Consider the following 15,170-nt stretch of genomic DNA (forward strand, 5'->3'; position numbering starts at 1 on the left):
GGAGTGGCGGCTGGTCGGCAAGCGGCATAAGCACCGCGCAGTTGATATTCAATCGCAACAATGATTGCCGGTCCAGTGACTGATTTTGGGGGTGCCGTGAGAAATCGTCTTCTGACCCGCGCTTGCGCGGGCGCCTTGCTGGTCCTGTCTGTTCCAGCGGCTGCTTACGCCCAGGACAGTGAGGTTACGCCCCTCGACGCGGTCGTGGTCACCGGCGAGATCATCGCCCGTCCGTTGGCGCGCTCAGGCGCCAGCGTCGAGGTGCTGGACGCGGCGCTGCTGGCCGACAGGCCCGCGCTCGTGACCGTTCGCGATGTTCTCGCCCAGACCGCGAACCTCGCCATCGTCACCGGGACGGGCAAGGCGCCGACCGTGCGCGGCGTCGACGGCACCGGCCCGGCCGAGAACGCCAACGCGTTCTTCGCCGGCAGCCGTCCGCGCCTGAACTGGCGGATCGACGGCCGTCCGGCCAGCTACAACGAGGTGGTTTTCGGTGATCTCGGGGTCTGGGATGTGGCGCGGATCGAGGTGCTGCGTGGACCGCAGAGCACCTTGGTCGGCCGCAACGCCATCGCCGGCACGGTGCTCATCGAGACCAACGATCCGAAACCCGAGTTCGGCGGCGCGATCCAGGTCGTGGTCGGCGACTATGGCCAGCGCCAAGGCTCTGCCATGCTGAACCTGCCGATCGTGGAGGGAAAGTTGGCCCTGCGGCTGGCCGCCGACGGCTTCCGCCGACAGGCTGCGACCTCCTATGACAGCTATTCCGGCGTCGATGATCCTGGCCGGATCGAAGGCCTCACCTTGCGCGGCAAACTCCTGTTCACGCCGACGACGTCCGACAGTCGGGCGTTGCTGACGGTCACCCACACTCAATCCAAGGCGCCAAACGGAGAGATCATCGTGCGGCCTTTCGAGGCTCGGCGATCGAACTTCCCGCTCCAGCCGGTGCATGAGCCGAAGAGCACTAGCGTCGGACTGGATGTCAGCCACCCGATCAGCGAGACGCTGAAACTGGAGCTCAACGCCTCGGGGACCGAGTTCGACTTCCGCCGTCGGGCTGCGCCCAATTCCAGCAACGCCACGATCGACACTCGCGAGTACGTGCTGGAGCCCCGACTGCGCTACGCCGCCGCGTCGGGCGTCTCGGTGGTGGCCGGCGCCTACGTCTACCGCGCCCGCCAGGATGAATTCATCGAGTTCTTCGGCGGCCAGCGGTTCGACGACCGCACCGACACTGCTGCGGCCTATGTCGAGACCGTCACACCGCTCTCCAATAACATCGACCTGTCGGCTGGCCTTCGTTACGAGCGCGAGAAGCGCCAGCGCACGGGCGGCGATCCGACCGGGGCCTTGGTGCGCATCCAAGCCAAGCAGACCTATGAGGCGTGGCTACCCAAGCTGGGCATGGTCTGGAGCCCGTCCGCCTCGCGCAGCGTCGGCCTGCAGATCTCACGCGGCTACAACGCCGGCGGCGGCGGGATCACCTTCGCCTTCCCGATCGTCAACTATAGCTACGACGCCGAGTATGTGTGGACTGGCGAGGTGTTCGGGCGTCAATCCTGGTCCGGCGGTCGGGCTCAGACGACTCAGAACCTTTTCTATTCGCGCTATACCGACATGCAGCTGCCGTTCGACCTGACCCCTACGGTGTCCAGCGACGAGTCCTTCGTCGTGCGCAACGCCGATGTGGTCGAGACCTGGGGCGGGGAGTTTGGGGTGCGCGCGGCGCTGGCCAAGGGTTTGCGCGCCCACGCCACGTTTGGCGCGCTGCGGACCAAGGTCGCCAAGTATCCCGGCTCGGGCATTGAGGGGAACAGCCTTCTTACCGCGCCCAAGGCAACAGGTTCGGCCGGCGTTAGCTTGGAGGAGGGGGCCTGGAGCGCGGCGGTCAACATGCGCTACGTTTCGCCCTACTTCACCGACGTCAACAACCGCGCGCGCGGCCGCACCGATCCCTACACCGTGACGGACCTGCGGATCGGTTACGACATGGGGCGCGCGCGACTGACCGCCACGGTGCGCAATCTGTTCGACGTCGAGCGGCCGGTGGCGCGCTATCCGGGTTTTGCTCCGGCTGGCTCCGGCCGCCCCGACAGCGACTACGACTCCGCCGTCCTGCTGGCCCCGCGGATGGTCAGCGCCGGCGTTGTGGCGACGTTCTAGGCGCTCTGATGGACGCTCGATCCCAAGCCCCCAGTCCCAGGAACGCCGCGCGGCGGATCTCGGCGCCGGGCCTTAGTCGGAACGCGCTACGGGCCTGGGTCTTGATCCACAAGTGGACCAGCCTAGTTTGCACGGTCTTCCTGCTGATGCTGTGCCTGACGGGGTTGCCCCTGATCTTCCACGAGGAACTGGAAGACCTGATGGGCCACAGCGCACCGCTGGAGACGGTCGCGCTCGGGATTGTCCCGCCGACGCTGGACGCCGTGGTCGGCGGCGTCCTGGCGCAGCGCCCAGGCGAGGTGGTCCAGTCGCTGCTGTTCGAGCCGGACCGCCCGGTTGTGATCGTCGCGACCGCGACGCGCGTCGATGCTTCGCCACGCGAGGCGCACATGCAGCCTGTGGATCTGCGGACAGGCAAGCTGGCCCCGCCGCCGCCCCAGCGTGAAGGCTTCATCTGGTTCGTACACGAGCTGCACGTGCGGATGTTCCTCGGGTTGCCCGGCACCCTCTTTCTGGGCGCGATGGGCCTTCTGTTCCTCGCGGCGACCATCTCCGGCGTGGTGATCTACGCGCCGTTTATGCGCAAGCTGGCCTTTGGCGCCGTCCGCTTGGGGCAGAGCCGCCGGCTCCTGTGGCTGGACCTGCATAACCTGCTGGGGATCGCCACCGCCGGTTGGCTGTTGGTGGTCGGCGTGACCGGGGTCTTCAACAGCCTGGACGAGCCTCTGGCGCATCAGTGGCGAAACGGGCAGTTGGCGCAAATGCGCGCGCCCTACGCCAATGCGCCGCCGCTGGCGCGCCTGGGTTCGCTGGACGCGGCGGTGGCGACGGCCAGAAGGGCCTCCCCGGACATGGAGCCGTCGGTGATCGCCTATCCGGGATCGTTCTTCGCCACGCCCCACCACTATAACGTCTTCATGCGCGGCGCCTCGCCGGTGACCGAGCGCCTGCTCAAGCCCACCCTGGTCGACGCAGAGACCGCCGCCCTGACCGACACGCGCGACATGCCGCTGCACATCCGCGCGCTCTTCCTGGCCCGGCCGTTGCACTTTGGCGACTATGCCGGACTACCGCTGAAGGTGGTCTGGGCGCTTCTCGACATCGTAGCGATCGTCGTGCTGGTCAGTGGTCTCTATCTGTGGTGGGCGCGGGCGCGCGTTCCTTCGGCCAAGCGCGCCGATGACCTCATCAGCCGATATGGCGCGGAGCGCGCGCGATGACGACTAAATCGCCGCACGACGGTCTCTGGTCGACGTTCCGGACTCCGCTCACCCTGGCCCTCATCAGCCTGGCCGGACTGATCGGCGCCTTGTTGGCGGAGGGGGGGCTCGACCTCATTCTGACCTTCGCCGTCGCCGTTCCGCTGCTGACCGTCGCCGCGTGTGTCTTCATCGCGGTTTCGCGGCGGTAGCGCGATACTTTGATTGCCGCGCTCTCAATTTCCGGAGGGTGAGTGGTGGCGGCGCGCATGCTACGCACCGTCTTCTCTGAGATGGTGTTCTAACGTCCGCTCAGTCAACGAGCTCTCCGTATCGAACGGGAATTGGCCACCGCGGCGCTTGATCGCGGGAGATCGTTGGCGGCTAGGGCGCCTACGATCTCGCTCGCCAGACGGTTGGAGAAGCGCCGAGCAATCGGCGGAACGCCAACGAGAACTGCGCGGGATTGGCATAGCCGCAGGCGCATGCCGTCCGGGCCACGCTTTCGCCAGCGCGTAACAGGGCTTGCGCGCGCGCCATCCGGCGGCGCGTGAGATAGGTGTAGGGCGTGCAGCCCATGTCCGTCTTGAACGCACGGGCAAAGCCACTGACCTCCCGCCCCGCCCGGGCCGCCATGTCGCCAACGGTGATGTCGCCGTCGAGGTGGTTCTCGATCCAGTCGAGCACGAGATTGAGGCGCGCTCGGGGAAGACGCGACTGAGCGATGGTCGCTATGGAACTTCCCTGGAGCTCGCCGAGACGTCGGACCACCAGCGCCGCGCCGTGCTGGAAGAAGGCCGTGGACGCGCCATGCACGTCGGCCTCGCACCACAGCGCTCTCATGACGGAAGACAACAGTTCGTCCTCGACCAGTCCAAGCCCCTCGGTGGCGTCAAGCGATCGTCCGCCGCCGACCATTGCTGGATCTATCGCCAGCCCGAGGGTTGTGACGGCCTCGCACTGGCTCTCAAGCGGCGCGCCGGGCGGCGTCACGACGATCTGGCCCGCTCGCCAGGGGCCGTCGATCCGCGTGTCCCCGCACCGATAGGTCAGGCGCTCGGCGTCTCCGAGTGACAAAGCCAAGCGCAGATGCGCGTCTCCTTCATAGCGACCCTCGTGCGCGGGATAGCGGGCCCGGACGAGCATCACGCCATCTCCTTGGATGATCCGCCCGTTCACGGGCGACGCGCGCCTTCCCTGATCGGTCTCCGAACCCGCTGACATGACTCGTGAAGTTTCCTGTTTCGGAGTGAAGGCATCCGGCTTTGGAGTGGACGCGATGTTATATTATATCATTAGAGGTCATGAAAATGGTTCGCAACAGGCGCCCCGACGCGCCTTGGAGTTTTCATGACGCGCGTTCTTCTCCTGGCCTCGACGGCGGCTGCCTCCTTGCTTGGCTTTCAGGCCCTTGCGCAGGAGGTTCCATCGAAGGCGACGAAGGACGCCAGCACGGTCGAAGACCTTGTCGTCACCGCGACCCGGCGGGCCACCCGCCTCCAGGACGCCGACCTGTCGGCGACCGTCCTTGATCGCGAAACCTTGGACCAGGCTCGCATCCGCGACATCCGCCAGCTGGACGCGGCGGTGGCCAATGTTCAGTTCAATGAAAGCGGCCAACTGGGCAGCACCTTCATCAGTATCCGAGGCATCGAGTCCAACCCGTTCATCGTCAACCGCGCGGCCGTCTATATCGACGGCGTGCCGTTCCGGGAGCTGTCCAACGCAGTCCTCAACCAGGTCGAGAGCATCGAGGTGCTTCGCGGACCTCAAGCCACGCTCTATGGGGCCAATAGCGAGTCCGGCCTGATCGTGATCAACACCCGCGCCCCCACCGCCGGCTTCACCGGCGAGGCGCGCGTCACGGCCAGCGCCTACAAGGGCGGGCACGAGCTTGAGACTGACGGATTTATCGCAGGGCCTTTGGCCGGGGACACCCTGACCGGCTCGTTGGCCTTCAAGCTGTCCGACGGGGATAGCTTCCTTAGAAATCTGGCGGCGGACCGGCGGGCCGGGAGCATTCGGGAGGCGTTTGTTCAGGGGCGTCTGCGCTGGCGGCCCAACGATCGCCTGACCGTCAATGGCGTTGCCTACGTCCTGGACACTCGCGCGCCGGGGGTCTTCGACCAAGAATATCTGCCCATGGACACCGGGCTCTACAACCGATCCTACGCCGGCGCCTATAACGGTGGCCGCGCCATAGGGGATTTTACCTATGTCAACGATGCGCCCAAGCGCACCGACGAACGCGAGGGCGTGGCCGGCGCCAGCCTCAACTACCGTTTCGATACCGGATCGCTGGACGCGGCCTTGTCCTACCGCCGCTTGAAGGTCGATGCGCGCGGCCTGGATTTAGACTTCACGGCCTTGCCGACCGCTGCGGGGCAAGACCACAAGGACACCGACTTCATCAATGGCGAGGTGCGCTTCAGCTCGCCCGAAGACCGGCCGGTGACCTACATGGTCGGCGCCTCGATCTACCGTCAGGACACCCACCGCTTTTTAGCGACCTTCGTCGGCTCGGGCGGTCTGGATGACTACAATCCGGCTCCGACCCAGCGGGCGCAGGCCAAGGACTGGGGCCTGTTCGCCTCTGTCGGCTGGACGCCTTCGGCCATGCCCGCGCTGACCGTCAACGGCGGTATCCGCCTCGACCACGCTCACCGCTCAGCGCGCCAGTTGGCGGGCACGCTCGATCTGGGGCTCGGCGGCGTGCTCACCTACACCGAGGCCGACCTCGACGCCGATTTCAAGGAGACGCTTCCTCGTCTAGGCGCCAGCTACCGCGTGTCACCCGATCTCAGCGTCTACGCCAATGTCGCTAAGGGCTACATTCCGGGCGGCTTCAACCTCGCCGCCGCGCAGTCGAACCTGGGGAGAGACATTCTACGCTACCCATCCGAAACGATGTGGAGCCGTGAGGCTGGCTTCAAATGGCGCTCCGCCGATCGCCGCCTGAGGCTGTCGGGCGCGGTCTTCTACATCCGCTCCGACAACTGGCAGGAGATCCAGGTGGCGACCAACGCATCGGGCCAGATCATCTCCTCGGACTATATCGGGGCCGACGCCTCGATCGACAGCAAGGGCTTCGAACTTGAGGCCGTCGCCCTGCCGCTGCCGGGCCTGGAACTGACGGCGGGCTGGGGATACGCCGACGCCCGCTATCGGGACCTGCAAATCGACGCGACCACCAATCTCAAGGGACGACGCGTGAAGCTGACGCCCGCTTACGACGGCTATCTGGCCGCCCGCTACGCCCGGCCCAGCGGCTGGTACGTTCGGGCGGAAGCCGCCCTTACCGGCGAAGAGACCCTGGAGGCGACCGGTTCGGCTAAACAGAAGGCTACCCAGGTCTATGGCCTGCAAGCCGGGTTCGAGACCGAGCGCTATAACGCGCGGCTGTTCATCGAGAACCTTACGGATGTCCGTCGCCACAGCGGCATGGCGTTCCGCAATCTTGGCTTCGGCAATGATGGAAATTGGTACGCGCCCTTGGCGCGCGGCCGGCAAGCGGGCCTGGAGCTGACGTCCCGGTTCTAAGCGCGAAGTCCGAGGCGCCGCGCTCCAGCGTATTGCGGTTAGGGCGTCACCTCATCCTGACCTGTGATCTGCTCCTATGATCCGGGCGGTCTGGTGACGGCCGCCGCCGCGCTGTTGGCGTGGCGCACGCGACGATGGCCAGCCCGTCCAGCAAGCGCTGCACACGATGCTGGCGGCGCATGATTGCGGGATGCTCGCGCCCGTGTTCGACCGCTTCATGACGCTGTGCTTGGGCCGTACATGACTTGTCGCTGACCTTGGGAAGGTCCGTTCTGCAGGCAGTGGGCCGCGAAAGCGCGACTGTCACAAAGTCGTGCTAAGGCAAGATCATGTCGCGTCGGTTCTTGTTTCCCGCCATCTCGCTTGGGCCAAGAGCGTGTCTATGAGCGACTTGGCCAGCCTGCGTGCGCAGCGGCGCGATCTTTATCAATTCATCGTCAGGCGGACGCGCGATCCAGCCACCGCCGAGGACTTGGTTCAGGAGACGTTCGAGCGTCTCCTGGCCTATGAGAGAGCGCGCAAGATCGTCGATCGGGCCGCCCTGGGCTACCGCATCGCGCTGAACCTCGTGCGCGATCACTTCCGTCGCGCCGACCGGCGGTCTTCCCAAGCTCTTGACGAGGACATTCCCTGCCAAGCCCCCGCGCCGGAGCAGATTTTGATGCATCGCCAGAAGGTCGAGGCCTTCGGCAAGGCGCTGGACGCCATGCCGCCCCTGCGTCGGGACGTATTCATCCGCCGACGGCTGCACGGTCACTCGCCGCGCCAGATCGCCCAGGACCTCAGCCTCAGCGAGGCGGCGATCGAAAAGCACGTGGCGCGGGCGCTTGAGCAACTGCATCGCGAGATTGCCCGGGCCGAACGCCGCGCCGGCGGAGGCCGGCCATGAGCCGCGTTCGCCAGCAGGCCGCCCTGTGGGCCGCCCGCCGACTGGACGCCGAGGCGCGCGACGACGCGGGTTTCGAAGCCTGGAAGGCGGCCGATGCCAAGCACGCCCAGGCGTTCGACAAGATCTGGCGCGCCAGCCAGGATCCCGCCCTGGCCGAGGCGATGCGCCTGAGCCAGCAAAAGCGCGCTGTGACGCGGCGCGCGGGCCCGCTGGCGGTGCTGGCTGGCGGCCTCTTGGCGTGCGGCCTCGCGGTTCTGGTCGTCTGGCCGCAAGCGCAGCTCATGACCGTCACCCCCTTGGTGTTGCAAACCCCGCCAGGCCAGCACCAAGTGGCGACCCTGGCTGACGGCACGCAAGTCACCCTGGACGGCGCGACCCGTCTGGAGGTGCGTCTGGGCGTGTGGCGGCGGCAGGTCGAGCTGATGAGCGGCCAAGCCTTCTTCGACGTCGCCCACGACGCTGGCCGGCCATTCACGGTCAAGGCCCCCGAGGGGGCGGCCCGCGTGCTGGGCACCGCTTTCGACTTGGAGCGAGCGGATGGACGGCTTGAGCTCTCGGTGCGGCGCGGTCGCGTCCGGCTGGCGCCCACGGGCCTGATCCATCGCACCGCCGAGCTGACGATGGGCCAGAGGGCCTTCGCCAAGGAAGGCCGGTTGTCGGCGGTCCGTGCGTTTGACCTTCAAGCCGACGACTGGCGCTCAGGCTGGCTGGAGACCGATGGCGTGACCCTGGCGCGACTGGTCGAGCGGCTGAATCGCGCCTCGCCGACCCCGATCGCAATCGCGGACCCGGGTCTGGGCCGCCAGCGGGTGGCCGGGCGCTTCCGCCTGGACGAGCCCCAGGCCCTTGTGCGCAATCTGGCCCTGATGCACGGCTTCACGGTTCGTCAGACGTCGGATGGCCTTGTGCTGTCGCGCTGAGCTCGTCGCGGAAACTTCACAAAAATCCCTGTCCAGATTTAGCGATCGCCAGCGTCTTCCCCACGAAACGGCGGTTAGCGCCGCGCGAAATCGGGGATGATGATATGACTGCGAAGACTTGGATGTGGCTGGGCTCGACGTCGGTCGCAGCCTTGCTCGCGACGAGCTCGGCCGTAGCGGCGCCGCCCGAAAAGCCGACCTTGGCCATCCCGGCCGGCGACCTGGTCTCGGCCTTGCCCAGCTTCTCGCGCGCCACGGGTCTGCAGGTCCTTGCCGATCCGGCCCTGCTGCGCGGCAAGCACACCGAAGGCGTGCGCGGCCAGTTCGACGCCGAGCGCGGCCTTGCCGAGCTGCTGCGGGGCACGGGCCTGACCTTTGTGCGCAACGGCGGGGCCGCCATTCTGCGCCCGGCCGCTCAGCGGGTCTCGACCGCGCCGGCGCCCGTCGCCGCGACGGTCGAGCTCGCCCCAGCAGAGCCGGCCCAGGCCGAGGAGCCGGCCACAGTCGAGGAACTGGTCGTCACCGGCGGCTTCGCCAACTCGCTGGCCCGCGCGCTGAACGACAAGCGCAAGGCGGCCAATGTCGTGGACGCCATCTCGGCCGAGGATATCGGCAAATTCCCGTCCAACAATATCGCCGAGGCCCTGCAGCGCGTACCGGGGGTGGCCATCACCCGTGACCGGGGCGAGGGGCTATTCGTTCGCGTCCGGGGACTGGGGCCCAACTTCCAGATCGTCACGTTGAACGGTCGTAGCGCCGCGGTGAACGAGAACATGCGCGACAGCGGCCAAAGCGGTCGCCAGTTCCGCTTCGACACCTTGCCGTCCGAACTGGTGGCTGGCGTCGAGGTAGGCAAGACGCCTCTGGCTTCGCTGGATGAGGGCGCCATCGGCGGCGTCGTCGACATCAAGACGTTCCGCCCGCTGGACCTTGGCCGCACCACGCTCGCGCTCTCTGCGACCGCCAGCCATCCGGAGCTGGCCGGCAAGACCGATCCCCGCTTGTCGGGTCTGGCCAGTTGGACCAATGCGGCCGGCACGCTCGGGGTGCTGGCGGCGGCAGTCTATGATCAGCGCACCCTGCGCCAGGATCGTATCACTGGCGTCGGCTGGAGCTATCCGAACGCCAGCACGGCGCTGGGCAGAAGCCTGATCGCGCAGGGCGTGAACCTGTATGCGACCAATATCCGCCCGACGCTGGAACGCGAGGACCGCGAGCGCAAGGGCTTGGTCCTGTCGGCCCAGTACCGTCCCAGCGACGCCACCGAGGTCACACTAGACGCAAGCTACACCAAGCTGGACGACCACTATGACGAGCTGACCTATTCAGTCGACCCGGACCTCTCGACCCTGGTCGCCGGCTCGGCCGTGATCAAGGATGGCGTCATGACGGGCGGCACGGCGAACACCAACAGCCAGATCGGCCGTGAAGTCAGCGACCTGGCCCACGACAACATGATGATCGCTGGCAAGATCCGTCAGAAGCTCGAGGACTGGACGATCACCGCCGACCTCGCCTACGCCCGCGCCTATTCGGAAACCTCAAAGCCGATCACCCGCACCCGTCTGCAGGGTTCGATGGGGCGGGCGACGTTCAACCTGCCCAAGGCTGGCGACGCGCTGCCGGACGTCAGTCTGCTGACCGCCGATCTGAACAACCCGTCACTGCTGCCGTTCCGCCGAATCGAATGGCGGGTCAACAATGCTACGGACGACGAGACCGCTCTGCAGTTCGACGCCGAACGGCCGGTGAGCTTGGGTCCGGTCAACCGCCTTCAGTTCGGCGTCAAGTTCCGCGAGCGCTCGCGATCCTATAATCGCGCCGACATCAACTACACGACCAACCTGACGGGAAAGTTCTTCGGAGCGGACTATTTCGACCCGTTCCCGGTCAGCGATTTCCTGGGCGGGGTCGATGGAAGTCTGCCCTCGACCTGGGCCATGCCGGATCCGGCCGCCTTCTGGGCCTTGCGCGACCCAAATCAGAGGGGCACGGCCCGCGCGGACCAGCGCAATTCCTATCGTGTGTCCGAGAAGATCGGGGCCGGCTACGCCCTTGGCGACATCGACACAAACCTGTTCGGCGCGCCGCTGCGCGGTCAGGTCGGCGTGCGAATGGCGCAGACCAAGCAGGTTTCGTCCGGCCACGCCGACAACGGCTCTGCGGCGCTGCCCGTTCGCTTCGAAAAGACCTATACGGACGTCCTGCCGACAGCCAATTTCGCCCTTGAGCTGACCGACACCCTGCAGGCTCGCGTCGCCGCCGCCAAGGTGATCACCCGGCCGTCCCTAGCCGATCTTGCGCCGCGTCTGACCCTCAACTCCGGGACCCTGCTGACGGCCGTGGGCGGTAATCCGCTGCTGAAGCCGTTCGAGGCCTTGCAGTACGACGCGACCCTGGAATGGTACTTCGCGCCTGGCAGCGCGCTGATCGGCGGGGCGTTCTACAAGGACATCACCACCTTCGTGTACAGCCAGACGACCGACATCGTGGTCGACGGCCTGACGTACAAGCTGACCTCGCCGACCAATGGCGGCAAGGCGACCATCAAGGGCGTCGAGCTAGCCTACCAGCACCTGTTCAAGCGCCTGCCAGCCCCGTTCGACGGGCTTGGTTTCCTGGCCAACTACACCTACACCGACACAGAAGCGACCTACTCGCCGACCTTGAAGGACGAGATGGTCAATGTCGCCAAGAACAGCTTCAACGTGACGGCCTTCTATGAAAAAGACCGCTTCGCCGCACGCGCCAGCTACAGCTGGGTCGACGACGTCCTGCAGGACGTCGGCGGGGCGGGCCTGTCGGCGCTGAACGATAAGGCGTTCGGCTCGCTGGACGCCAGTGTCAGCTACAAGATCACGTCGCAAATCACGGCGGCGATCGAGGGGCAGAACCTGACGAAAGCCTCGCAGTGGCAGTTCATCAAGGGCGGTTGGTTTGGTGGCTACACCAACTATGGCCGCACGGTGAGCTTCGGCCTGCGCGCCAAGTTCTAATCGGCCTCGCCGTTGCGCCTCGGACTGGCCCGCGCCTCGCCGCGCGGGCCAGTGTCGTTTAAAGCTCGCGCCGCAACTGTCACAACCGCTGCCTAGGACATCTTCATGCCCCTGCTCTCCGCAAAGACGCGCCAAGGCGTTTCGCGCGCCATCGTGGCGATGGCCCTGCTGGCGGATGTCGTGTCGGCGACGACGGCCTTCGCTCATCCCGGACACGCGGTTGAGCCGCTCGCGCCCACGCGCCGCGACCACCGGCCCGCCAAGGCCTCCGAGCGTCGCTGGCTGGCGGGCGACCACCACGTCCACAGCTGGTTCAGCGTCTCGGTGAAGCCCGCAGCCGACCCGTCGCAGCCGCCGATCCTGGTCAAGGCGGGAGACGCCGTTAATCCGATCACCACCAACGCCCGCATGGCCGCCAAGTATGGCCTGTCCTGGATGGTCGCCACCGACCACGGCGGCCCGAACCATTCCAAGCTCAATCGCGACGAGGCCTATCCCGAGCTGCTGCGCGCGCGCCGCGAGACGCCCGGCGTGTTGCAGTTCTGGGGCATGGAGCTGGACACGCCGGCGGCGGAGCACTCCAGCCTGATCCTGCCGCGCACGGCCGATGAGCGCGACGCCCTGTTTGGGATCGAGAGCCGGTACAATCGGCGCGAACCCTGGCCGGCTGACCCCGCCCGCGATGAGGAGGGCTTCATGCTGGACGCCCTGCGCCACATGAAAGCGCTGCCTCGGCCACCCGTCGTGATCGCCAACCATCCGTCCAGGTCCGCGACCGGGGTGGGGCGCTATGGCCTGGTCTCGCCGTCCGAGCTTCGCAACTGGAACGACACCGCCCCCGACGTCGCCGTGGGCATGGAGGGCGCGCCGGGGCACCAGGCCTCCAGCTTGAACGCCGACGGGTCGCTTAAGCCCAAGGGCGACCGGGGCGGCTATTCGCGCGCCCCGACCATGGGCGGTTTCGACCAGATGACCGCCAAGCTGGGCGGCTTCTGGGACGCCATGCTGGGGGAGGGGCGCCGCTGGTGGGTCACATCGACCTCGGATTCCCACCGCCACTACACCGATGGCGGCGAGGACTTCTGGCCTGGCGAATACTCCAAGACCTATGTGAAGGCCGCCCACACCTATGACGACGTGCTGGACGGTCTGCGCAATGGCCGCATCTTCGTGACGCTGGGCGATCTGGTCTCAGAGGTCGATGTCACCGCGACCGTCGCCGGCGCCAAGGCCGACATCGGCGGCCGCCTTGTGGTTCCCAAGGGCTCGGACGTGACGGTCGTCATCCGCGTGCGCGATCCGGCGGGTAAGAACTTCGGCGGCTTTTCACCCAGCGTTAGCCGGATCGACCTGATCCAGGGCGACATCACTGGACCGGCCGTCGACCGCACGGTCGACGCCAACCCCTCGACCCGCGTGGTGCGCGCCTTCACCCCGACCTCCTGGGCCCGCGACGGCGAGGTGCTGTCGATGGTCTACGTGCTCAAGGACGTGCGCGGGCCGACCTACATCCGAGTCCGGGGCACGAATGGCGCGGAAGGCGAACCCTTGCCGGACCTGCTGGGGGAGGATCCGTGGTCGGACCTTTGGTTCTACGCCAACCCGATCTTCATCGCCGTGAAATAGGCGGCGCCTGATCGCGTTGGCCCCTCGCGAACGCCTAGGCGTCCGCGCGTCTGTGGCTGGGGCGACCGGTCAGGGGCGTTTCTCCTCCCGACAGCGGGAAGGCCGAGGTTGGCGCGCCTTGCACGGCCACACGCCGCAGGCGTCCCTTGGTGGTCAGGCTTTGGCGTAGGCCAAGAAGCGGGCCTCGGGTTGCAGGCTGGAACGAGGGAGGATCACGCCCGTCTCGGGCGAGCTGCAGGCCGCCAGGCGCCCTGGTTAAATCGCAGTCAGTTGACGCCGATCGTCCCGCCTTGCACTGCTAGACGTTGACGCGAAGAGGCGCCGCCGCAGAAGAAGCGCGCCTTCAGGTCGGGCGGGGAATAGTAGCTGTGCAGGAAGAGGGGTGGCGCGGGCTCGTGCGCCGAATCGCCCGCATTACGCGTGATCCAGCGGGTGCGGAGGACGTCGTGCAGTCCGCCATGGTGCGGATGCTGGAGTACCGACGCGACAAAGCCGTCGCCAATCCCGAAGCCTTCGTCGCGCGGGCGGCTGTCAATTTGGCGATCGACGAGCGACGCCAACGCGCCCGACGCCTTGAACACGGCCTGGATTTTATCACCGACACACCGGCCGACGCCCACCCTTTGCAGGACGAGGTCTTGCGCACCCGCGACCGGCTGGCGCGCCTCAAGCTTGGCATGGCGCGCCTCAGCCCCCGCACGCGCGAAGTCTTTTTGCTTCACCGACTGGAAGGGCTGAAGTATCGGGAGATCGCCGAGCAGCTGGGCATCACGGTCAGCGCCGTGGAGAAGCACGTGGCCAAGGCGAGCCTCTTTCTGACCAAATGGACGGAACAGTGGTGACGCCCCCCCACGATCAAGACGCCGTACGGCGCGAAGCCGCCAACTGGCTCGCGCGGCTGCGCAGCGAGACGCGCACCGCCGTCGACGAGGCGCAGTTCAAGACCTGGGTCAGCGCCTCCGAAGAGCGCAGGGCGACGTTTGACGCCCTGACCGCGACCTGGGAATTGGCCGGCGCGTTGCGCCATGATCCTGAGATCGCCGCTCAGGCGCGTCGGCGACGGCGCCGCCTGGCGCGCCGCGCTGTTCTGGCAGGCGCGGGCGTCTCGGCGGTTGGCCTTGGCTGGCTGGCCTTCGCGCCGACCGTCTACGCCACGGGCGTGGGGGAGACCCGGACCCTGAACCTGGACGACGGCTCTTCGGTGCTGCTGGACGCCGATAGCCGTCTGAGCGTGCGCATCGACCAGCGCCAACGGCGCGCGGGCCTTGACAAGGGCCGAGCCTTCTTCCGGGCGACCCACGATCCGGCCCGTCCGTTCGTGGTCTCGGCCGAAGGCCAGGAGATCATCGGCGACGGCGGCGACGCCTTTGGAGTTTCGGTCTTGTCGTCGAGCGTTTCGGTTTTGTCGGTCGAAGGCCACGTGCTGGTCATGACACCGGGCCAGCCGTCCAGCCGCATTATCGCCTCGGCGGGCCAGAAGGTGGTCATGGCCGAGCATGGGAGCATCCATCGCGAGGCGGCCGATGTGCAGTCGGCCATGGCGTGGCGGTTTGGCCAAGCGGTGTTTGACGATCAGACGCTCGACGAGGCCCTAGCGGAAATGAACCGCTACAGCCGCCGTCGCATCGCCCTGTCGGATGCCTCGCTGGGCCGACTGCGCATCAGCGGCGTGTACAAGGCCGGTGACAATGAGGCCTTCTCGCGCTCGGTCGCGACCCTGCTGGACCTCGAGGTTCAAGCCAATGGCGGCGGACTGCTGATCCGACCGCGCGATGGGGCATGAATTGATCGTCACCCGACGGATCAAAAAGTTACTGAGGAAAATTCGGTCCCC

At 66.8% G+C, this 15,170-nt stretch carries 11 protein-coding genes; 10 read left to right on the forward strand and 1 reads right to left on the reverse strand.

Features of this window, described 5'->3' with window-relative positions:
• Positions 1-96 precede the first annotated feature (96 nt).
• From CSW59_RS15270 to CSW59_RS15280, 3 genes are read left to right on the forward strand one after another with little or no spacing between them, the layout of a single operon-like run.
• Complete coding sequence (locus CSW59_RS15270) at positions 97-2,166, forward strand: TonB-dependent receptor (RefSeq protein WP_201722816.1); 2,070 nt, start codon at positions 97-99, stop codon at positions 2,164-2,166.
• An 8-nt stretch (positions 2,167-2,174) separates the two neighbouring features.
• Positions 2,175-3,386, forward strand: a complete 1,212-nt coding sequence (locus tag CSW59_RS15275; RefSeq protein WP_099444846.1) for a PepSY domain-containing protein — start codon at positions 2,175-2,177, stop codon at positions 3,384-3,386.
• Positions 3,383-3,577: a hypothetical protein gene (locus tag CSW59_RS15280; protein WP_099444847.1), complete on the forward strand. Its 195-nt coding sequence runs from the start codon at positions 3,383-3,385 to the stop codon at positions 3,575-3,577. The genes CSW59_RS15275 and CSW59_RS15280 overlap by 4 nt, the downstream gene beginning before the upstream one ends.
• Positions 3,578-3,758: 181 nt before the next feature.
• On the opposite strand, the gene CSW59_RS15285 is transcribed toward CSW59_RS15280, so the two are convergent.
• The gene (locus CSW59_RS15285) at positions 3,759-4,511 is read right to left on the reverse strand and encodes a helix-turn-helix domain-containing protein (RefSeq protein ID WP_236632253.1); all 753 of its coding nucleotides are present in this window, start codon (positions 4,509-4,511) and stop codon (positions 3,759-3,761) included.
• Between the two features lie 204 nt (positions 4,512-4,715).
• On the opposite strand from CSW59_RS15285, the gene CSW59_RS15290 reads away from it, so the two are divergent.
• From CSW59_RS15290 to CSW59_RS15320, 7 genes are all read left to right on the forward strand, one after another.
• Positions 4,716-6,905 carry a TonB-dependent receptor gene (locus CSW59_RS15290; protein WP_099444849.1) on the forward strand — a complete coding sequence of 730 codons (2,190 nt, stop codon included), beginning with the start codon at positions 4,716-4,718 and terminating at the stop codon, positions 6,903-6,905.
• Between the two features lie 382 nt (positions 6,906-7,287).
• Entirely contained in the window at positions 7,288-7,794 is a 507-nt protein-coding gene (locus tag CSW59_RS15295; RefSeq protein WP_099444850.1) for an RNA polymerase sigma factor, read from the forward strand.
• Positions 7,791-8,714, forward strand: coding sequence for a FecR domain-containing protein (locus tag CSW59_RS15300; protein ID WP_099444851.1), 924 nt, complete (start codon positions 7,791-7,793; stop codon positions 8,712-8,714). The genes CSW59_RS15295 and CSW59_RS15300 overlap by 4 nt, the downstream gene beginning before the upstream one ends.
• 104 nt (positions 8,715-8,818) lie before the next feature.
• Positions 8,819-11,710 carry a TonB-dependent receptor gene (locus CSW59_RS15305; RefSeq protein WP_099444852.1) on the forward strand — a complete coding sequence of 964 codons (2,892 nt, stop codon included), beginning with the start codon at positions 8,819-8,821 and terminating at the stop codon, positions 11,708-11,710.
• A gap of 105 nt (positions 11,711-11,815) precedes the next feature.
• The gene (locus CSW59_RS15310) at positions 11,816-13,336 is read left to right on the forward strand and encodes a phosphoesterase (protein ID WP_099444853.1); all 1,521 of its coding nucleotides are present in this window, start codon (positions 11,816-11,818) and stop codon (positions 13,334-13,336) included.
• A 395-nt stretch (positions 13,337-13,731) separates the two neighbouring features.
• Positions 13,732-14,178 carry an RNA polymerase sigma factor gene (locus tag CSW59_RS15315; RefSeq protein WP_255408984.1) on the forward strand — a complete coding sequence of 149 codons (447 nt, stop codon included), beginning with the start codon at positions 13,732-13,734 and terminating at the stop codon, positions 14,176-14,178.
• The gene (locus CSW59_RS15320; RefSeq protein WP_161495061.1) at positions 14,175-15,119 is read left to right on the forward strand and encodes a FecR domain-containing protein; all 945 of its coding nucleotides are present in this window, start codon (positions 14,175-14,177) and stop codon (positions 15,117-15,119) included. Before CSW59_RS15315 ends, CSW59_RS15320 begins: the two co-directional genes overlap by 4 nt.
• Positions 15,120-15,170: the final 51 nt, after the last annotated feature.

The organism is Caulobacter sp. BP25, from assembly GCF_002737755.1.
GTDB lineage: Bacteria > Pseudomonadota > Alphaproteobacteria > Caulobacterales > Caulobacteraceae > Caulobacter.